At 40.1% G+C, this 24,562-nt stretch carries 6 protein-coding genes; 2 read left to right on the forward strand and 4 right to left on the reverse strand.

What is annotated here, in order from left to right:
* Positions 1–321 precede the first annotated feature (321 nt).
* From VBZ51_RS14235 to VBZ51_RS14250, 4 genes are all read right to left on the reverse strand, one after another.
* On the reverse strand, positions 322–1,359 hold the full coding sequence (locus tag VBZ51_RS14235) for a replication initiation protein (RefSeq protein WP_416577351.1): 1,038 nt from the start codon (positions 1,357–1,359) through the stop codon (positions 322–324).
* Positions 1,360–1,366: 7 nt separating this feature from the next.
* The gene (locus VBZ51_RS14240; RefSeq protein ID WP_416577352.1) at positions 1,367–1,639 is read right to left on the reverse strand and encodes a helix-turn-helix domain-containing protein; all 273 of its coding nucleotides are present in this window, start codon (positions 1,637–1,639) and stop codon (positions 1,367–1,369) included.
* Between the two features lie 70 nt (positions 1,640–1,709).
* On the reverse strand, positions 1,710–2,318 hold the full coding sequence (locus VBZ51_RS14245; RefSeq protein WP_416577353.1) for a hypothetical protein: 609 nt from the start codon (positions 2,316–2,318) through the stop codon (positions 1,710–1,712).
* Positions 2,319–2,423: 105 nt separating this feature from the next.
* Positions 2,424–3,668 carry a tyrosine-type recombinase/integrase gene (locus VBZ51_RS14250; protein ID WP_416577354.1) on the reverse strand — a complete coding sequence of 415 codons (1,245 nt, stop codon included), beginning with the start codon at positions 3,666–3,668 and terminating at the stop codon, positions 2,424–2,426.
* Positions 3,669–4,408: 740 nt separating this feature from the next.
* Between VBZ51_RS14250 and VBZ51_RS14255 the strand changes: the two genes are divergently transcribed.
* Together VBZ51_RS14255 and VBZ51_RS14260 are read left to right on the forward strand one after the other, a co-directional pair.
* Positions 4,409–5,128, forward strand: coding sequence for a hypothetical protein (locus tag VBZ51_RS14255; protein WP_416577355.1), 720 nt, complete (start codon positions 4,409–4,411; stop codon positions 5,126–5,128).
* Between the two features lie 47 nt (positions 5,129–5,175).
* Positions 5,176–24,546: an Ig-like domain-containing protein gene (locus VBZ51_RS14260; RefSeq protein WP_416577356.1), complete on the forward strand. Its 19,371-nt coding sequence runs from the start codon at positions 5,176–5,178 to the stop codon at positions 24,544–24,546.
* Positions 24,547–24,562: the final 16 nt, after the last annotated feature.

Below are 24,562 nucleotides of genomic sequence, written 5' to 3' on the forward strand. Positions count from 1 at the left end.
TTTAAAGTTTGATTTATTTCAAAAATTCGAGTTCACGAGTGATTTTTCCGTCAGTCAAGAGGTTTCGTACTTTGCGAAACACACCTTGCTATTACCACCTCAATTAAAATTTCATTAACCACGGAATAATTTTTTAATAAATCCAATTTTTTCATTTTCAATATTCTTTTCCTTTAAGTTTTCTTAATTTGAGATTTAAACATCTCCATTAACCTTATATTTAATATTGTTGGTTAACCTATTGTGATGTGCTCTAAACCTTCATTTTAAAAGGGTTAAGAGAATGGATTCACACTTTTTGACTAAAGCTTTTTAAAAGAATCACACCTTTTGACTAAACAAATCACACTTTTTGACTAAATCTTCTATTGTTTCACACCTATTTCCATTTTGGTGTGATTTTTTATTTATTTTAATTGGGATTCCACCTAATTCATTTAGTATTACGTAATCAAGTAAGTTTTTTACATCCCTACGGGTTTTGATGCCATTGGATAATTCATCTTCAAGTCTTTGAAATCTCTGATATGACTGAGTTAAATTTCCTTTGGCTATAATAGCTTCAATAGTTGAATAGGCTTTGTCATTTTCTATTGTTGGATAGAATATTGTTAGAAATCTATATACATACCCATATTGCTTTTCACTTATTCCTAGATAACGGTCTTGAGGATTTATTTTGTTTTTATGAATTTTAAAACTAATATAAGTAAATCGAATATTGCCTTTTTTAAGTAATTGGTAAGTAAAGTAATAGTCCGCTTTTGTTTTTAATTCTTTAGCAGCAACATCAAGAACCTTCTGTCTAAGATGTGCGTTTTGTTTAAGTTTGTTGGTGATGTTCAGCCACTCTCTGAATTTTTCTATAGTACAATTATATCCTCCTTTATCTTTCCAACGACAACAAAACTGGTACATCATTTTAGAATATACTGATGAAAGATCAATTGCTATACATAATTGCAGTCTAGTATATCCTCCTCCTATATAACAAAAGTAGATGCAAGCTGATTTTGGAATATAGAAAGTAACATATTCTGATTTTATAATATAATCCAGTCCACTTACGAGTGAGGTAACTTTCTTTTTAACTTTGTTTGTGCCGGGAACATTAACTTCAAATTCTACTTCTTTTGCTTTAATAGCGCTAAAAGCTTTTCGAATTCGACTATAGTTATTATTATCATCTAATTCTTTGAAATATATCTTTACCTCTTGCTCTGTATAATTGTAATTAAAGTCTTTTTTTAAGCAGTGCTGTAGCTTTCCAATGATGGTAAATATAATATTCCACTCCAATGTTTTTAAGGTCAGGTTAGAAGCAGCTATATGGTTCGGTTGTCTAGTGAATAGAGCCATAGTTTTATTATCTCTTATATTTTATAGACTTAATCTCATTCATAGAATCATATAGTTCTTTATGCTCGATAAATATTCTTCTGCCAAGGCGATTGGCTTTAATATTTCCTCGATCAATATGATTACGTACGGTTTGTCGGTCTACACCTAGTAAGTCTGAGGCTTGTTTTAGGGAGTACATTTTTTCAGAATTATCTTCTTCTGGTTGGCTAAGTAACTTAGCAACCATTAGTTTTAATTCAATAATGTCAGAATGAAGCGTTTCAAATGGATTGTCCATACACAGTAATTTTATAGATTATTACTGCGATATTATAGTTAGGTATACTTTGTTTGCTTTGTTTGCTTTGCTACAAAGTGAACTTTTTTAGTTGATTGTATAAATCATTGTAAAATTCATTATTCGTAATGTCTGAATAATGCTTCTTTTTGAAACCATCCCAGTTTTGAGTGGTCATAAGTTTCGACCCAATTTGAAAGTATTCATTAAACAGTATATAAATTTCAGTGTTATTTACGTCAGAATTCACGTGATACAGTTCTCTAAATACTGTTAATAGAATTTGAAGACTTTGTAGGGGGGTTGTGTTGTATTCTTTTAAATCAAACTTGTTCAATCCAGGTAGATAAAAAGTGACTTTCTCCAAATCTTGATTTAACTGTTCGAATTTTTCGATTAAAGAAGTATCTATGTTCTTAGGTTTATTTTCAAAATTATCGGGTTCAGTGAAAATCTCATCTAGGTTTCTATATTGTTTGAAGAATAAGTACATAGTAATGGTTAAAGCTCCCGATATAAATAAGCTTAACCATGAATAAGCCAAATATACCAACTGCTCTTTTAAGATGAAATTGAACCATTTATAGCTGGTGAAAAAAATAAAAACATATAGGAATAGAAAAAGTAACATATAAACTCTATCATCCTTTTTGTTATCTATAAATAATTTATGGTTCATCCACGTTGATATGAAAGGTGAATAGAAAAGAAAAAATATTAGCGTGCTTGCTATTATTAAGATAAAATGCATTCCAATAAAAAAAAGTTTGAGATACATTTATCCTTAGTTAAATACACTATTCATAAAATCAACTCGTTGTTCTTCATTGGGTCTGTAGTAATTATTAAATACTTCTAAACTCCTATGACCAGTATAGCTCATAATTACCTTATCTGGTACCCGATTATTCTTCATTATGGTTATAAAGCTCCTTCTAGCTGTGTGAGAACTAATTCTGTCGTATAAGAAAGATTCGGTTTCAATTATATTATTACCAACTTTCATTGTTTTCTTCACTTTTGCATCGTAACCCATTTCTTCAAATAGTTCTTTTATATATTCATTAAATTTTTGATTGGATATTCTTGGTAATTTATAGTCATATTTTTCAAGTATTTCGGTTGAATATTTGTTAAGCGGAATGCGTAATGATTTAGTTTTATCTTTAACGTCAATAACATTTATAAAACCATCAGAGATGTCTTTTTTACTAACAGTAGAATAATTTGAATATCTCATTCCTGATGCACAGCCGAAAATAAATAAATCCCGAATTTTTATAAGTCTTTCATTTTTCTTTAAATCAAAATTATATATTGTTTCAATCTGTTTTTTTGTTAGCGCGATTTCGTTCGTAGCGAATCTTTTGATGTTTTTGAATTCTTTAAATTCTTCGTTAAATGTGTATTTGTTGTCGAGTGCCCAGAACATAAAGGTTTTAAATAAACCAATATTTCGGCTCAATGTATTAGTAGAATGTTTTTTTTCTTCAACACAGTATTTAATGAAAGAATTGTAGAACTCCTTGTTGATAGTGTTTAAACGAAGGTTGTAATTGGTTTTTTCTTTAAAATTCTTTAATAAAGTTTTATTATAATCGTATCTCTTAATTGTTGAAGAGCTATTAGCTTGGTCTGTATTATTGTTTATTTTTTCTTTTAGGAATAAGTCATATATTTTGAAAAAATCATTTACATCCTTACTTACTTTTTTAAATTCAATATTGAAAGCCTCTCTTAAATCCTTAATAGTTAAAACCTCATTGATATTTTTGTAACGATTGCATATATCTCTATAAAAATTAGCATACCTAGAAAGTTGAGCATTAATAGTTCTTCTATGTTCTGCACCAGATTTTCGGCTTGCAAGATTTGCAGGGCGCTTACTTTTTAAATCCCAATCTTTAGGATGTATTTTTTCGCCGGTAGAATAAACAAAAGTTTTACCTTCATTTTTAAATGGTGCTCTAAAATAGATTAAAGTTTCAGCATCGCCATTTGGTTCTTTAAGTCTAAATGTATAGTTCATATATTTATAAAGGTGTCGTTTTAGGTGTCTTATTTGTTATATATAGATAGAAAAACTAAGATATAATAAATAGTAAGATAAACCTAAAAGGCTGTATAACATATGTAAACAATGTAAATAATGCGAATATGTTATATAGGGTTCGAATCCCTCTTTCTCCGCAGAAAAGCCCCGTAAGCTAATGTTTACTGGGCTTTGTTTTTTTGCTATAACTATATCATTGTTACTTGCCAATATAACTATTCTTAAAGTTATAATTTTATTGATGTCAATAGTATAGTGTTTCTTTTTTCAACTACTACTTTTCATATAATATATAGGGCTACATAGGTGTTTTTTGTTCTTTAGAAAATACCTGCTAGCGTTTGTAAAGGTTAAATAATGTTGTTGTTATCTATTATTTAATGATTCTCTTTCTTTTAATTCTTACAAATAAATACTTAATAAAAAATAGAAAAATCTTACAAGTTAATTTTCTGTAGATGGTTTTGACAACAAATATGCAAAAATTGGGTTTAAGGGTGTATAGCTGAAATGCGTTGAAATACATTGCTTTATCGATGAACAGACACACGTAAAATTACATTACACCACAAAAAAAACAAAGTTGACAACAATTAGTATAATAATAACAATTATAAAATTCATTTTTGACAATCATTAAATGTTATATTTTCTTACAAAGTAGTTAGTAATTAATTACATACTGTAAAAAAATGTCTTAAAAAATAATTATTGTCATGAAATCAACTAATGTAATCGTAATCAATCTTTTGGGGTCTTTAAGGAATCTTCTTGCAGCCTTATTCATCATTTTTCTTATTAACCTGAGTAATGCTCAATCAGTTGGTATTAATACGTTAACCCCAGACCCATCTGCCGCATTGGACATCCAATCAACAACAGGAGGTTTGCTTATACCGAGAATGACTACTGCCGAAATTGATGCCTTGGTTAATCCTGCCGATGGATTAATGGTGTACAATTCTGATATAGATAATAGTATGATGTTTGTACAAGGTACGGCATTTGAATTATACAATAGAACAACCACATCGGCGGTAACTATTTTATCAGGTATAACACCTACAGGTTGGGTAGATCTCAGTGGAATTGTGCCAACCGACTTGCTAGGTAGGGATATTTACAGATTTCAAATGGACTTTACGGATGTTAGGGAAGTTAGGGTTATTGCTAATGTTACCGGACTAACGCTTTCTACTGGCACATTGGATATTGCCATGCAGTATTCTACTGATAATGGAGCAAATTGGGAATACTTGGATAGTGTAGGTTTTGGACCTGGATTTTCGATATCTACTGATGGATTGATTTCTACTGCATGGACAGAAATAGACTTAGGTGCAAGACAAGATGTGCAACTAAGGCTAGTAGGAACTACCACAGGGCTACTTACCTTACAAGTAGGTTTTGGTTTGGTAATGGTTGAAATGAGATAACAACCAAAATTTATTTCAACTTCTTTTAACCCTCCATTCTTATAGATATGAAAACTTATCAATTTTTTATTTTAATATTTATTTTCAGTATTTCCGCGGTTTCCGCGCAGAATGGACTGAATGTTATTGGTGCTTCCGTTTCAATAACAGATGGGGCATCTATAAGGGTGGACCAAGGTGATTTCTATATAGCTGATGAGGGTTCTGTATCCAACGCCTCAGAAATAAGCGTTGATGGAAATTGGCTAAATAACAATGCTGGAAATCAGGTTTTTACAACAGATTCGGAGGGTGTGGTTACGCTAACAAAAACAACGGATATAACCACTATTGGAGGTAGTAATACAACCCTGTTTTACAATTTAATTTTAGAAGTTGACCAAGCTACATTAGAAGTTAACACTATAGTAGGTGGGTCCATATCGGGTACTAATTTGGGTATATTGGACCTGAAAGATGTAAGTCTTGATTTAAATTCAAACACATTACAAATAACCAATTCTCTAATTGGTGCACTAATTACCAATGAAGGCTATATAATTAGTGAAGATGTACTGAACCAAAGCAAAGTGCTTTGGCAAACTTCTGCTACTGGAGGTGCTTATACTATTCCTTTTGGATCTTTAAGTGGAGACTTAATCCCATTAAGTATAGAAAGAGCTAGTGGAGACTTAGGGCAAATAACAGTGTCTACCTATCCTACCGGTCTAAATATGACTCCCTTGCCTACATTACCGGATGCGGTAGGAAATATGACTACAACAACTGGCGAAAATATTAGTTCCTCTTCTTTAAATAGATTTTGGCAAATAGATAAATCTGGTTCTGGAACGGCAAACCTAATTTTTACCTATGCGGATAGTGATACACCTGCAAATGGAGAAAACAATCTTACTTCTTATAGGTATAATTCTACGGCTAGTGCATGGGAGAAAAAAGGAGCAAATAGTACCAGTAGAACAAATAATACGGTAACTGTATTAGGTATAAATGAGTTTTCTCCATGGACCATGTCTGGTAGTGCAGAAAATATTGATGGTGATGGTTTATCAAATGATGCCGATGCCGATGATGATAACGATGGAATTCCAGATGATGTAGAAAATATTTCTTGTGCCGTTTTTTATGAAGATTTTGGAACTGGGTCATATCCTGGTGGAGCTTTACCTGCTGGCTATACGACATATAATTATAGAGGGGATATTGCAGCATATGCAAATTTCCCCAATGCTTTAAATGACGGTGATTACGCCATCGCAACTCGTGTAAATGAACCGGAAGGTAGTTGGCAAGCAAACTTAGGTGACCATACAGATGGCTCTGGTTATATGATGGTGGTAAATGCTAGTTTTGATCCTGGGGATTTCTATAATAGAACCGTAACCGTTTCCCAAAATACAACCTATAAATTTTCTGCTTGGTTAGTAAATGCCAATAGTGCTGCTAATCAAACCTTTTGTGAATCAGAACCTAACGGGTTTATTTTACCTAACGTAAGATATGAAATTAGAGATTTAGATAATGCAAGTGCAGTAATTGCTAGTTATGATACCGGAGATATTGCTAGAACAGGTAGTTGGCAAAATTATAATTTTGAGTTTAATACTGGTACTTCCACTAATATTGAAGTTGTATTAATAAATAACAATACAGGCGGATGTGGAAATGATTTGGCCTTGGACGATATTTCATTAATACCTACCATACTTGCTGGTGGAGCGGTTGCCTGTGATTTTGACGGTGATGGCATTCCAAATTCACAAGACTTAGATTCAGATAATGATGGTATTTATGATATTGTTGAAGCTGGTGGTACAGATGCTAATAACGACGGATTTGTAGACAATGCTGACGATTTGGATAATGATGGTTTGGCCGATATTTATGATAATAGTTGTACTAGTACAAATTCAGGCACTATAAATGCGGTAGGTGCATCTGTTCCTCAAGGTTCATTTTCCAATACTAGTAATGCTTTTGGGACTACAGGTATATCCGATACTAATGCCGCAGTTTCTACCGCTAACGGTACATCCAGAATAGTGTTAGATTTAGGTACTATAATTCCTTCTGGTTCTAGCATAACCATTTACATGGCACATGCTACAGGCAGTAACCAAAGTGGGCAAATACATCAAACAGATGCAAGTGGTAACCAAATTGGGAGCAAAATTGCAGACTATTCAGTTAACGGTAGTGCCGTAACTGCCTATACAGAAATCACAAATGCCGATACCCAATACATTCAAATAACTGCCTATTGGAATAGTGTAGAAGTATATGGTGTTGAGGTTGGAGGCTCAAGTACAACCGACTGTTCTGGCACTGCATTAAACCCTATTGAAACAACTCCAGGAACACCGGATTTCTTAAATCAAGATTCAGATGGTGATGCTTGTACAGATGCTACAGAAGCTGGTTTTACAGATGCAACCGAGGATGGTGAAGTAGATGGTACAGGCTATTCTTCTTATGGTGTAGTAGAAGGTAGTGATGGGTACACTGGTACAAATTCAGCGGTAACAGATGCTTCTAACTCCAGCGCTTGTGGCGGTCCGGCAGGTCCAGATAATGACGGGGATTTAGTACTTGATGTAGATGATTTAGATGATGATAATGATGGTATTTTAGATGCTGAAGAACTATCCTTATGTGCACAAACACAAGTAGAATGGTTCCATAATGATAGCGAAACGCCAAATGCAGGTACTGTAGGAACAACCGATCCAGGAGAATCTGATTATGCTACTTTTGAAAATAGAACTTTAATCAATAGTCCTAATTTTACTGCGGCACCAAATATTTCTTTTGGTTCTTTAAATGAAACAGGCAGCTTATATACTTATATTTTTAATGATGCAGACCAAAACACTTTTGCCACAGCAAAATCAGCCGGTCATTATGTACAAGTTTCGTACACACCTGCGGTAGATTTATGGGCTACAAGTATCAATATTGGTTTTTACACTAGCCCTAGCGGTCCGGAGGTTGATTATGGTAATTTTGATATGGCCATTGAAATGGATACGAATGCAAGCTTTAGTAATCCTACAGTAAAAGCACAAGATTTTCATATTGATAATATGCTGGCAGGTAATTATCTGTCTTATACTATAAGTTCCAGTGATTTCTTATCAGCAGGAACAACATATTACTTCAGATTCTATATCTATAATAACCAGAACGGTACAAGTTTTACAAGGTTTGATGATGTATCTTTTTCTCATGCATTAGCTTGCGATACCGATGAGGATGGAATTCCAAATTATTTTGATCTAGACTCGGATAACGATGGTATTTATGATGCCGTTGAAGCTGGCCATAATGCAACACACTCTAACGGCGAAGTTACAGGAGATGTAGGTCTTGATGGTGTTCCAGACGCTGTTCAGGGTGGTGGTAATGAAGATGCAGGAACCGTAAACTATACCATTTTAGATTCTGAAACTACCCCAGACGGAATTTCAGATTATTTAGACCTAGATAGTGATGGTGACGGTATCCCAGATAATATTGAAGCACAGACTACAGCAGGTTATGTTCCTCAAAATGCAGATGATGCAGCCACTTACGAAACTAACAAAGGAGTAAATAGCGCCTATTTAGGTGGCATAACTCCTGAAAACACTGATGGTACAGATACTCCGGATTATATAGATGTAGATAGTGATAATGAAGGAGATGATGATACCACGGAAGCAGGATTGACATTGGCCAATGCTGATGCGGATAACGACGGTCTAGACGATAGTACCGACGCTACTACGGGATACTCAGATCCTAACGGAACTATTGATGACCCTACTACGCTACCGAACACACAAAATACTGATAATCCTGAGGTAGACTATAGAGACGAAGGGGCGGTTAATCCATGTGGTTATGTTGATACTGATGGCGATGGTGTTTTTGATAACTGCGATGAAGATGCGGATAATGATGGTATTTTAGATAGCGTAGAATGTAGCGCTCCTAATTATAACGATTCTTTTGAAATTCCAGATTTAGTTAGTGATACTCCAAGTCCACCAAGTAAAACAGATGGTGATGCGGATGGGGAAATTGACTTATTTATCAATCAAACAACTATTGAAGGTTGGTCTGTAACTAATGGTGGGTCTTTTGATCTTGTGTATGATTTATTTAACTCTTCTGCTGGTAATCAGCATATAGATTTATATGGATCGCCAACAGCTGCAAATATTCAAAAAACATATACCGGTTTTACACCCGGTAAAACAGTTAGTTTTTCGTTGGATTTTAGTTCTGCGGAAGCATCGTTCGAGGCATCGGTTTATGTTGATTATGGAGGTGGAAGAACATTGCTAACTACTTTACAACCCAATAATATAGCTGCTGTTGGAACAGGTGGAGCTGGTAATAGAACATCTACAGTAGTGTGGGATACCTATGCCGTAGAATTAACACCAACAGGTACTACCATAACTATTGATATTGAGTCTTCAGGCTTATTGGGTACAGGTAGTACTGGTGTGCTATTAGATAATATTAAATTGGTTGAAGAATGTGAAGATACCGATAATGATACTATACCAAATAATTTAGATCTAGATAGTGATGGAGATGGTATTCCGGATAATATTGAAGCACAGACTACAGCAGGTTATGTGCCTCAAAACACCGATGATGCAGCTACTTATGAAACTAATAATGGTGTTAACAGTGCCTATTTGGGAGGCATAACTCCTGAGAATACAGATGGTACGGACAATCCTGATTTTCTTGATTTAAATAGTGATGATGAAGGAGATGATGATACTGTAGAAGCAGGAATAACACTATCAAATACAGATGCTGATAATGACGGTCTAGACGATAGTACCGATGCTACTACAGGGTATTTAGACCCTAACGGAACTATTAATGATCCTACTGCTTTACCAAATATACAGAACAGCACTACGCCTGAAGTAGATTATAGGGACGATACTGAAGATGCTGGCTGTGGAACTGTCGATTCTGATAATGATGGGGTTTTTGATGGTTGTGACGAAGATGATGATAATGATGGTATTTTAGATGTAGATGAGTGTCCGTCTGTTACCGGCTCTGTTGATTCAGGTAACAATACTACTAACATTACCGGTTTCTATAAATCAAATGGTAATAACGTATTAGGGTTTACTATTAATCCAGAGTATCCCTCAAGTGTGCTTTCATCAACTTCAGGTATACAGATAAGATGGGACCAAGGAACAACAGATGCAATTACAACAATAGACCTTATTTTAAATGCTCCAACCACAGGAACATTAGATTATATTGTTTTAGGTAATGGAGCAGAAGGTGTAACTGCGGGTACACAAAATGCTAATAAAGAAATTACACTTACATGGAGTGGAGGTGGTTCGGCTATCTTAAATGATCCTTTAGATGAAGTTACAGGCAGGGTAACGGGAGATATTTTATACTCGGGTGATATTATTGAAATAAATAATGGGACTCCTTATTCTTTACAGGATACGGAGTGGAGTCTTAAAGTCGATATGACTAGTGTTTCAACTTTTCCAACTACAGTTTCGTTTTCAGCAGATTCAAGTATTAACAGTAATACCGCCTATAATAGAGAGGGATTTGCATTTACACCGGTTATTAGTTGTCCAGATACCGATGAAGATGGTACGCCAGATTCATTGGACACAGACAGCGATAACGATGGTTGTAATGATGCTGTTGAAGCGGGGCATACCGATGATGATAATGACGGCGAAGTAGATGGTACAGGATATGATGCAAATGGTCAGGTAACTGGTGCATCAACGGCATATACAGGTACTACAAACGGAGTAACAACGGCATCAGAAACAACTATTGATACAGCACCAACAGACCAAGAAGAACGAGTTGGTGACGATGCTACATTTACAGTAGCAGCTTCTGCTTTAGATGCTTCGGCATATATTTCTGGAACACCAACCTATGATGTAAATGCTAGTCCAACGTACCAATGGCAGGTAAGCACCAATTCTGGATCTACGTTTTCTAACATTTCAGGAGCCACCGGTTCTAGTTTAACTATTTCAGATGTTACCCTCATCATGGATGGGAATATCTATAAAGTTTTGGTCAGAAGTGCAAACAATTCTTGTCCAGAAGAGGCACAAGCTACATTAACAGTTATAAATAATGTAGATGCTATTGACGATTCGGCGGGCATAACTGCTGTTGAAGGATTTACAGGAATAGACGATGTCATAAATGTATTTGATAATGATGAATTCAATGGAGCAATTCTTAACCCTTCAAGTGTTACTATAACTCCAACTTCAAACGGACCATTAACGGTAAATGGTGATGGTTCTGTAGATGTAGCTAGTAACACTGGTTCTGGTTCATACACGGTTAACTATCAAATTTGTGATGCCACTAATCCTACAAACTGTGACATTGCTACGGTAACCGTAAACGTTGGTGTAAATAGTTTGCCAACAGCACAGGATGATGATATTTCAATTGCACAAGATTCTAGCAATAATGCTATAGATGTACTGGCTTATAATGGAAATGGTCCAGATGATTTTGGTGGTGATGGACCAAATGCTGGTGCAATTACACTTCCGAGTACTTCAACAACAAATGGAGGAACGGTTTCTGTAGATGATAATAGTACGCCATTAGACCCAACAGATGATACGGTATTGTATACACCCGCAGCTGGGTATAGTGGATCGGATTCCTTTACTTATACGATTACGGATGCCAACAATGATTCGGATACGGCAACGGTAAATGTTACAGTAGTTCCAACACCAACAATCGCAATTAATGTAGTGGCTGGAGATGATATCATCAATGCCACGGAAGACGATAGTCCGGTAACGATCAACGGAACAACAACCAATGTAGAAAATGGACAAACAGTAACGGTTACTTTAAACGGACAAACATATACCACAACTGTTTCTGCTAATACATGGACTTTAGATATTTCTGCCATAGATGCACAAGCATTAGGTGCTACGGAAACTATAACGGCAGATGTTACCAACAGTCTGGGGACTGCTGCTGTTCAAGCAACCAGAGATATCCAACATATCACTACACTACCAGTCCCAGTATTGGTAATAGACGACATCACTGCGGACAACATCTTGAACGCAACGGAAGCTGCCGCAGATGTTGCGGTAACGGGTAACGTTACAGGTGATTTCAATACTGGAGACACCGTTACCTTGACTGTAGACGGTACAGATTACACAGGAACTGTCGATGCAGCTGGTGATTATAGCATCGATGTACCTGGTAGTAAATTAGCTGCGGACCCAGATACAACAGTGGACGGTAGTGTAACCACGACCGATACTGCTGGTAATTCTGCAACAGCTACCGATACGCAAGTGTATAGTGTGGATACTGTTGCACCTGTAATAACCTTGAACATAGACGATATCACTGCGGACAACATCTTGAACGCAACGGAAGCTGCTGCCGATGTTGCGGTAACGGGTAATGTTACAGGTGATTTCAATACTGGAGACACCGTTACTTTAACTGTGGACGGAACGGATTACACGGGGACTGTTGATGCAGCTGGTGATTATAGCATCGATGTACCTGGCAGTAAATTAGCTGCGGACCCAGATACAACAGTGGACGGTAATGTAAATACGACCGATACTGCTGGCAATTCTGCAACAGCAACCGATACACAAGTGTACAGTGTGGATACTGTTGCACCTGTAATAACCTTGAACATAGACGATATCACAGCGGACAACATCTTGAACGCAACGGAAGCTGCTGCAGATGTAACAGTTACTGGAACCGTATCTGGTGATTTCAATACTGGAGACACCGTAACTTTAACTGTGGACGGAACGGATTACACAGGAACTGTCGATGCGGCTGGTGATTATAGTATTGATGTACCTGGCAGTAAATTAGCTGCGGATGGTGATACAACAGTGGACGGTAGTGTAACCACTACGGATACTGCTGGCAATTCTGCAACGGCAACGGATACGCAAGTGTATAGTGTGGATACTGTTGCACCTGTAATAACCTTGAACATAGACGATATCACTGCAGATAACATCCTGAACGCTACGGAAGCTGCTACCGATGTTGCGGTAACGGGTAACGTTACGGGTGACTTTAACGATGGTGACACCGTTACCTTGACTGTAGAAGGTACAGATTATACAGGAACTGTCGATGCGGCCGGTGATTATAGTATCGATGTACCTGGCAGTAAATTAGCTGCAGACCCAGATACAACTGTAGACGGTAGTGTAACCACGACCGATACTGCTGGCAATTCTGCAACAGCTACCGATACGCAAGTGTATAGTGTGGATACTGTTGCACCTGCAATAACCTTGAACATAGACGATATCACAGCTGACAACATCTTGAACGCTACGGAAGCTGCTGCAGATGTTGCGGTAACGGGTAACGTATCTGGTGATTTCAATACAGGTGATACGGTAACCTTGACGGTTGACGGAACTGATTATACAGGTACTGTCGATGCAGCTGGTGATTATAGCATCGATGTACCTGGCAGTAAATTAGCTGCAGACCTGGATACAACCGTGGACGGTAGTGTAACCACAACCGATACTGCTGGCAATTCTGCAACAGCTATCGATACGCAAGTGTATAGTGTGGATACTGTTGCACCTGCAATAACCTTGAGCATAGACGATATCACAGCAGATAACATCCTGAACGCTACGGAAGCTGCTGCAGATGTAGCGGTAACGGGTAACGTTACGGGTGATTTCAATACAGGTGATACGGTAACCTTGACTGTTGACGGAACCGATTATTCGGGAACCGTTGATGCAGCCGGTGATTATAGAATCGATGTACCTGGCAGTAAATTAGCTGCGGACCCGGATACAACAGTGGACGGTAGTGTAACTACGACCGATACTGCTGGAAACTCTGCAACAGCTACCGATTCACAAGTGTATAGTGTGGATACTGTTGCACCTGCGATAACCTTGAACATAGACGATATCACTGCGGACAATATCTTGAACGCTACGGAAGCTGCTACCGATGTTGCGGTAACGGGTAACGTTACGGGTGATTTCAATACAGGTGACACGGTAACCTTGACGGTTGACGGAACCGATTATTCGGGAACTGTCGATGCATCTGGTGATTATAGTATTGATGTGCCAGGTAGTAAATTAGCTGCGGACCCAGATACAACAGTTAATGGTAGTGTAACTACGACCGATACTGCAGGAAACTCTGCCACAGCAACCGATACACAAGTGTACAGTGTTGATACCACATCACCAGCTATCGCAATAAATGTAGTAGCCGGGGATGATATCATCAACGCAACGGAAGATGACAGTCCGGTAACGATTAACGGAACAACTACCAATGTAGAAGATGGTCAGATCGTTACGGTTACCTTGAACGGGGAAACTTATACTACCATCGTTTCCGGTAATATATGGACCTTGGATATTCCTGCTCTGGATGCACAGGCACTTCCTGCCAATGCAACCATCACTGCGGATGTAAGTGATGTTGCTGGAAACTCGGCAACACAAGCAATTAGGGATATCCAACATGATGTTACTTCGCCTACTATCGCTATCAATGTAGTAGCCGGGGATGACATTATCAACGCTACGGAAGATGACAGTCCGGTAACCATTAACGGAACAACTACCAATGTAGAAGATGGTCAGACCGTTACTGTGGTCTTAAATGGAACAACCTATTCTCCTGTGGTTACAGGAAATACGTGGACATTCGATATCACTGCTCTAGAAGCGCAAGCTTTAGATGCCAATGAAACTATTACTGCGGATGTAGATGATGTTGCCGGAAACTCCGCAACACAAGCAACCAGAGATATCCAACATATCACTACACTACCAGTCCCAGTATTGGTAATAGACGCTATCACAGCTGACAACATCCTGAACGCTACGGAAGCTGCCGCAGATGTTGCGGTAACGGGTAACGTTACGGGTGACTTTAACGATGGTGACACGGTAACCTTGACGGTTGACGGAACGGATTATACAGGAACTGTCGATGCATTGGGTGCATATAGTATCGATGTACCTGGCAGTAAATTAGCTGCGGATGGTGATACAACAGTGGACGGTAGTGTAACTACGACCGATTCTGCTGGTAATTCTGCAACAGCTACCGATACACAAGCGTATTCTGTAGATGCAACTTCACCAACTATCGCTATCAATGTAGTAGCGGTGGATGATATCATCAATGCCACGGAAGACGATAGTCCGGTAACGATTAACGGAACAACGACCAATGTGGAAGATGGACAAACGGTTACGGTTACCTTGAACGGGGAAACCTATAACGCTACCGTTTCCGGTAATACATGGACCTTGGATATTCCTGCTCTTGAAGCGCAAGCTTTGGATGCTAATGAAACAATCACTGCGGATGTAAGCGATGTTGCTGGAAACTCTGCAACACATGCAACTAGAGATATTCAGCATATCACTACACTACCAGTCCCAGTATTGGTAATAGACGATATCACTGCAGATAACATCCTGAACGCCACGGAAGCTGCTGCCGATGTTACGGTAACGGGTAACGTTACGGGTGACTTTAACAATGGTGACACCGTTACTTTAACTGTGGACGGTACCGATTATATCGGAACTGTGGATGCACTCGGTGATTATAGTATCGATGTACCTGGCAGTAAATTAGCTGCAGACCCAGATACAACAGTGGATGGCAATGTAACCACAACCGATACTGCAGGAAACTCTGCAACAGCTACCGATACACAAGTGTATAGTGTGGATACTGTTGCACCTGTAATAACCTTGAACATAGACGATATCACAGCAGACAATATCTTGAACGCTACAGAAGCTGCTGCAGATGTTTCAGTAACTGGTAACGTTACGGGTGATTTCAATACTGGAGACACTGTTACTTTAACTGTGGACGGAACCGATTATACGGGAACTGTCAACGCAGCTGGTGATTATAGTATCGATGTACCTGGCAGTAAATTAGCTGCAGACCCGGATACCACAGTGGACGGTAGTGTAACCACTACGGATACTGCTGGCAATTCTGCAACAGCTACCGATACGCAAGCGTATAGTGTGGATACTGTTGCACCTGTAATAACCTTGAACATAGACGATATCACTGCGGACAATATCCTGAACGCTACGGAAGCTGTCGCAGATGTTGCTGTAACTGGTAACGTTACGGGTGACTTTAACGATGGAGATACGGTAACCTTGACGGTTGACGGAACCGATTATACAGGAACTGTGGATGCAGCTGGTGATTATAGTATTGATGTACCTGGCAGTAAATTAGCCGCGGACCCAGATACAACAGTGGACGGTAGTGTAACTACAACCGATACTGCTGGAAACTCTGCAACAGCTACCGATACACAAGTGTATAGTGTGGATACCACATCACCTGCTATTACAGTAAATGTCGTAGCCGGGGATGATATCATCAATGCAACTGAAGATGACAGTCCGGTAACCATTAACGGAACAACGACCAATGTAGAAGATGGTCAGACCGTTACGGTTACCTTGAACGGGGAAACTTATTCTACCATCGTTTCCGGTAATACATGGACCTTGGATATTCCTGCTCTGGATGCACAGGCACTTCCTGCCAATGCAACCATCACCGCGGATGTAAGTGATCTTGGTGGTAATCCTGCAACACAGGCTAGCCGTGCCATTCAGCATGATGCTACACCTCCAAGCATCGCACTAAATATAGACGATATCACTGCAGATAACATCCTGAACGCTACGGAAGCTGCTGCCGATATTGCGGTAACGGGTAACGTTACGGGTGATTTCAATACAGGTGATACGGTTACCTTGACGGTTGACGGAACTGATTATACAGGAACTGTCAATGCATTGGGTGCATATAGCATCGATGTACCTGGCAGTAAATTAGCTACAGACCCAGATACCACAGTGGACGGTAGTGTAACTACAACCGATACTGCTGGAAATTCTGCAACAGCAACGGATACACAAGTCTATTCTGTAGATGCAACGGCACCAACAATTGCTATCAATGTTGTAGCTCTTGATGATATTATCAACGCTACCGAAGATGATAGTCCAGTGACTATTTCTGGTACAACAACCAATGTCGAAGATAATCAAGTAGCAACTGTAGTCTTAAATGGTACAACCTATTCTCCTGTAGTTACAGGAAATACTTGGACCTTTGATATCACCGCTCTAGAAGCACAGGCTTTAGATGCCAATGAAACTATCACTGCAGATGTAGATGATGTTGCCGGAAACTCCGCAACACTGGCAACTAGAGATATTCAACATATCACAACACTACCAGTCCCAGTATTGGCAATAGACGATATCACAGCTGACAACATCCTGAACGCTACGGAAGCTGCTGCAGATGTAACAGTTACTGGAACCGTATCTGGTGATTTCAATACAGGAGACACCGTAACTTTAACAGTGGACGGAACAGATTACACAGGAACTGTCGATGCAGCTGGTGATTATAGTATTGATGTACCTGGCAGTAAATTAACTGCAGACCCGGATACAACAGTGGACGGTAGTGTAACCACAACCGATACTGCTGGAAACTCTGCAACAGCTACCGATACGCAAGCGTATAGTGTGGATACTGTTGCACCTGTAATAACCTTGAACATAGACGATATCACTGCGGACAATATCTTGAACGCTACGGAAGCTGCCGCCGATGTAACAGTTACTGGAACCGTATCTGGTGATTTCAATACTGGAGACACTGTAACTTTAACTGTAGACGGTTCAGATTACACAGGAACCGTTGATGCGGCCGGTGATTATAGTATTGATGTACCTGGCAGTAAATTAACTGCAGACCCGGATACAACAGTGGACGGTAGTGTAACTACAACTGATACTGCTGGAAATTCTGCAACAGCTACCGATATGCAAGTGTATAGTGTGGATACCACATCACCAGCTATAGCAATAAATGTAGTAGCCGGGGATGATATCATCAATGCCACGGAAGATGACAGTCCAGTAACTATTTCTGGTACAACTACCAATGTAGAAGATGGTCAGACCGTTACGGTTGCCTTGAACGGGGAAATTTATACTACCACCGTTTCCGGTAATACATGGACCATGGATATTCCTGCTCTGGATGCACAGGCACTTCCTGCCAATGCAACAATCACCGCGGATGTAAGCGACCTTGGCGGTAATCCTGCAACACAGGTAACGCGTGATATTCAGCATGATGCTACGCTTCCAAACATCACACTAAATATAGACGATATCACTGCGGATAACATCCTGAACGCTACGGAAGCTGCTGCAGATGTAGCAGTTACTGGAACCGTATCTGGTGATTTCAATACAGGTGATACGGTTACCTTGACGGTTGACGGTACAGATTACACAGGAACTGTCGATGCATTGGGTGCATATAGTATTGATGTACCTGGCAGTAAATTAGCTGCGGACCCGGATACAACAGTGGACGGTAGTGTAACTACGACCGATACTGCTGGCAATTCTGCAACAGCTGCCGATACGCAAGTGTACAGTGTGGATACTGTTGCACCTGCAATAACCTTGAACATAGACGATATCACTGCAGATAACATCCTGAACGCTACTGAAGCTGCCGCCGATGTAACAGTTACTGGAACCGTATCTGGTGATTTCAATACTGGAGACACCGTAACTTTAACTGTGGACGGAACGGATTACACAGGAACCGTTGATGCAGCAGGTGATTATAGTATCGATGTACCTGGCAGTAAATTAGCTGCGGACCCGGATACAACAGTGGACGGTAGTGTAACCACAACCGATACTGCTGGTAATTCTGCAACAGCTACCGATACGCAAGTGTATAGTGTGGATACTGTTGCACCTGCGATAACCTTGAACATAGACGATATCACAGCGGACAACATCTTGAACGCAACGGAAGCTGCTGCAGATGTAACAGTTACTGGAACCGTATCTGGTGATTTCAATACTGGAGACACCGTAACTTTAACTGTGGATGGAACGGATTATATCGGAACTGTCGATGCGACCGGTAATTATAGCATCGATGTACCTGGTAGTAAATTAACTGCGGACCCGGATACCACAGTGGACGGTAGTGTAACCACTACGGACGTTGCTGGCAATTCTGTAACAGCAACCGATACACAAGTGTATAGTGTGGATACTGTTGCACCTGCGATAACCTTGAACATAGACGATATCACTGCGGACAACATCCTAAACGCAATGGAAGCTGCTGCAGATGTAACAGTTACTGGAACCGTATCTGGTGATTTCAATACTGGAGACACCGTTACCTTGACGGTTGACGGTACAGATTACACAGGAACCGTTGATGCAGCAGGTGATTATAGCATCGATGTACCTGGCAGTAAATTAGCTGCGGACCCAGATACAACAGTGGACGGTAGTGTAACCACTACGGATACTGCTGGCAATTCTGCAACAGCAACGGATACACATATGTATAGTGTAGATGCAACTGCACCAACTATCGCGATTAATGTTGTAGCTCTTGATGATATTATCAACGCTACCGAAGACGATAGTCCAGTGACTATCTCTGGTACAACTACCAATGTGGAAGATAATCAAGTAGCAACTGTAGTCTTAAATGGAACAACCTATTCTCCTGTGGTTACAGGAAATATATGGACATTCGATATCACTGCACTAGAAGCGCAAGCTTTAGATGCCAATGAAACTATTACTGCTGATGTAAGTGATGTTGCCGGAAACCCCGCAACGCAAGCAACTAGAGATATTCAGCATGTCACTACACTACCAGTCCCAGTATTGGTAATAGACGATATCACTGCTGACAACATCTTGAACGCTACGGAAGCTGCTGCAGATGTAACAGTTACTGGAACCGTATCTGGTGATTTCAATACTGGAGACACCGTAACTTTAACTGTGGACGGAACCGATTATACCGGAACTGTCGATGCAGCCGGTGACTATAGTATCGATGTACCTGGCAGTAAATTAGCTGCGGACCCAGATACCACAGTGGACGGTAATGTAAATACGACCGATACTGCTGGCAATTCTGCAACAGCAACCGATACACAAGTGTACAGTGTGGATACTGTTGCACCTGTAATAACCTTGAACATAGACGATATCACAGCGGACAACATCTTGAACGCAACGGAAGCTGCTGCAGATGTAACAGTTACTGGAACCGTATCTGGTGATTTCAATACTGGAGACACCGTAACTTTAACTGTGGACGGAACGGATTACACAGGAACTGTCGATGCGGCTGGTGATTATAGTATTGATGTACCTGGCAGTAAATTAACTGCGGACCCAGATACAACAGTGGACGGTAGTGTAACCACAACCGATACTGCTGGAAACTCTGCAACAGCTACCGATACACAAGTGTATAGTGTGGATACTGTAGCACCTGCGATAACCTTGAACGTAGACGATATCACTGCAGATAACATCCTGAACGCTACGGAAGCTGCTGCCGATGTTACGGTAACGGGTAATGTTACGGGTGATTTCAATACTGGAGACACCGTTACCTTGACTGTAGACGGTACAGATTACACAGGAACTGTCGATGCAGCTGGTGATTATAGTATTGATGTGCCAGGTAGTAAATTAGCTGCGGACCCAGATACAACAGTGGACGGTAGTGTAGCTACGACCGATACTGCTGGAAATTCTGCAACAGCAACCGATACGCAAGTGTATAGTGTGGATACCACATCACCAGCTATCGCAATAAATGTAGTAGCCGGGGATGATATTATCAACGCTACCGAAGATGATAGTCCAGTGACTATTTCTGGTACAACTACAAACGTAGAAGATGGTCAGACCGTTATGGTTACCTTGAACGGAGAAACTTATACTACCACCGTTTCCGGTGATACATGGACCTTGGATATTCCCGCTCTGGATGCACAGGTACTTCCTGCCAATGCAACCATCACCGCGGATGTAAACGACTTTGCCGGAAACTCCGCAACACAGGCAACTAGGGATATTCAACATGATGTTATTCTTCCTGCAATAACCTTGAACATAGACGATATCACAGCTGACAACATCCTGAACGCAACGGAAGCTGCTGCAGATGTTGCGGTAACGGGTAACGCTACGGGTGATTTCAATACAGGTGATACGGTAACCTTGACTGTTGACGGAACCGATTATACCGGAACCGTTGATGCAGCCGGTGACTATAGTATCGATGTTCCTGGTTCAGCACTTGCCGCGGACCCGGATACCACAGTGGACGGTAGTGTAACTACGACCGATACTGCAGGCAATTCTGCAACAGCAACGGATACACAAGTCTATTCGGTAGATGCAACTTCACCAACTATCGCTATCAATTTAGTAGCGGTGGATGATATCATCAATGCAACAGAAGACGATAGTCCGGTAACGATTAACGGAACAACGACCAATGTAGAAGATGGTCAGACCGTTACGGTTACCTTGAACGGGGAAACTTATAACGCTACCGTTTCCGGTAATACATGGACCTTGGATATTCCTGCTTTAGATGCACAGGCACTTCCCGACAATGCAAGCATCACCGCGGATGTAAGTGATCTTGGTGGTAATCCTGCAACACAGGTAACTAGGGATATTCAACATGATGCTACGCTTCCAAACATCACACTAAATATAGACGATATCACTGCGGACAACATCCTGAACGCTACGGAAGCTGCCGCCAATGTTGCGGTAACGGGTAACGTTACAGGTGACTTTAACAATGGTGACACGGTAACCTTGACTGTAGACGGTACAGATTATATAGGAACTGTCAACGCAGCTGGTGATTATAGTATCGATGTTCCTGGCAGTAAATTAGCTGCAGACCCGGATACCACAGTGGACGGTAGTGTAACTACAACCGATACTGCTGGAAACTCTGCAACAGCTACCGATACACAAGTGTATAGTGTGGATACTGTAGCACCTGCAATAACCTTGAACATAGACGATATCACAGCGGACAACATCCTGAACGCTACGGAAGCTGCTGCAGATGTTGCGGTAACGGGTAACGTTACGGGTGACTTTAACAATGGTGACACCGTAACTTTAACTGTGGACGGAACGGATTACACAGGAACTGTCGATGCGGCTGGTGATTATAGTATAGATGTTCCTGGCAGTAAATTAGCTGCGGACCCGGATACAACAGTGGACGGTAGTGTAACTACGACCGATACTGCAGGTAATTCAGCAACGGCTACCGATACGCAAGTGTACAGTGTGGATACCACATCACCAGCTATCGCAATAAATGTAGTAGCTGTGGATGATATTATCAATGCAACGGAAGATGACAGTCCGGTAACCATTAACGGAACAACCACAAATGTAGAAGATGGACAAACGGTAACGGTTACCTTGAACGGGGAAACTTATAACGCTACCGTTTCCGGTAGTACGTGGACCTTGGATATCTCTGCTCTTGATGCACAGGCACTTCCTGACAATGCAACTATCACCGCAGACGTAAGCGACCTTGGTGGTAACCCTGCAACACAGGCAACTAGGGATATTCAGCATGATGCTGTTCTTCCTGCGATAACCTTGAACATAGACGATATCACAGCTGACAATATCTTGAACGCTACGGAAGCTGCTGCCGATGTTGCGGTAACGGGTAATGTTACAGGTGATTTCAATACTGGAGACACCGTTACTTTAACTGTAGACGGAACAGATTATACAGGAACTGTGGATGCAGCTGGTGATTATAGTATCGATGTTCCTGGTTCGGCACTTGCCGCGGATGGCGATTCTACCGTGGACGGTAGAGTAACCACAACTGATGGAGCGGGTAATAGTTCTACCGTTACTGAAACAAAAACATATACTGTAGATTTGGTAAACCCAGCTCCGGTATTAGTGATTGACAATATTACGGCAGACAACATCCTGAACGCTACAGAAGCAGGAGCTAGCGTAGCGGTGACAGGAACCGTTTCAGGTGACTTCAACGCTGGGGATACGGTAACCTTAACTGTTGACGGAACAAATTATACGGGAACTGTTGATGCAATGGGTGCATACAGCATCGATGTACCAGGAAGTGCTTTGGCTGCCGATGTTGATGCCGCTGTAGATGGAAGTATTTCTACGACAGACATCAACGGAAATACGGGCACATCCACAGAAATAAAAACATATAACGTAGATGTAACAGTACCTGTGGTAACGGTAACCGTTGATGATATTACAAGTGATAATAGTATCAATGCAACTGAAGCAGGTTCTATTATTTCAATAACAGGTACGGTAAGTGGAGATTTTAATGAGAATGATCCGGTAACCATAGTCGTAAATGGGAACACCTTTTCAGGTACTGTTGACGCTCTAGGAAACTTTAGTATTGATGTTCCTGGAAGTGATTTGGTAGCGGATAATGACACTTCAATTGAAGTAAGCCTTACAGTTTTAGATAACGCAGGTAATAGCACTTCAGTAAGCGAAACCAAATCTTATATGGTTGATGTAGCGGATAATGATCCAGATAATGATGGACTAACCAATGATGAGGAAAATAATTTAGGAACAGATCCTAATAACCCTGATTCGGATGGAGATGGCATTAATGATGGTCAAGAAGTATTAAATTCAACTAATCCTTTAGACGATTGTGATTCTATAGCAGGCACTCCGTTAGGTACCAGTGATTGCGACTTAGATAACCTTACCACAGATGAGGAAGCTTCATTAGGTACTGACCCGAACAATGCTGATACTGATAATGATGGATTAACAGATGGTGAAGAGGTTGATCTGGGCACAAATCCAATTGATCCAGACACAGACGGTGATGGTATTAATGATGGTGAAGAAGTAATAGATGCTACAAGCCCATTGGATGACTGTGACTCAGTTAATGGAACACCTTTAACTACTAGCGACTGTGATAATGATGGCTTATCTACAGAAGAAGAAAACACATTAGGCACGCATCCAGAAAATGCAGATACAGACGGTGATGGTATTTCTGATGGTCAAGAAATTAGTGACAATACAGATCCATTAGATGGTTGTAGTTCTAATGGAGGAACACCACCTATTGGTGCTATTTGCGACATTAGTATAGAAAGCGATTTACTAAATCCTAATATAAACGAAGGAGTATTTACAATTACAAATATTGAATCTTTCCCTAACAATACCGTCAAAATTTATAACAGATGGGGAGTTCTAGTATTTGAAACGAGCGGATACGACAATAATGGTAATGCTTTTAAAGGGTTGTCAAACGGTAGGGTAACCATAAAAAAGAACGATGAGTTACCAGTAGGTGTTTACTTCTACATAATTGATTATGCAAATGATCAACAGAACAAATCAATGAACGGTTACCTGTATATTAATAGATAAAAAAGAACTATTAAAA

Source organism: Maribacter sp. HS (genome assembly GCF_048059195.1).
Lineage (GTDB): Bacteria > Bacteroidota > Bacteroidia > Flavobacteriales > Flavobacteriaceae > Maribacter > Maribacter dokdonensis.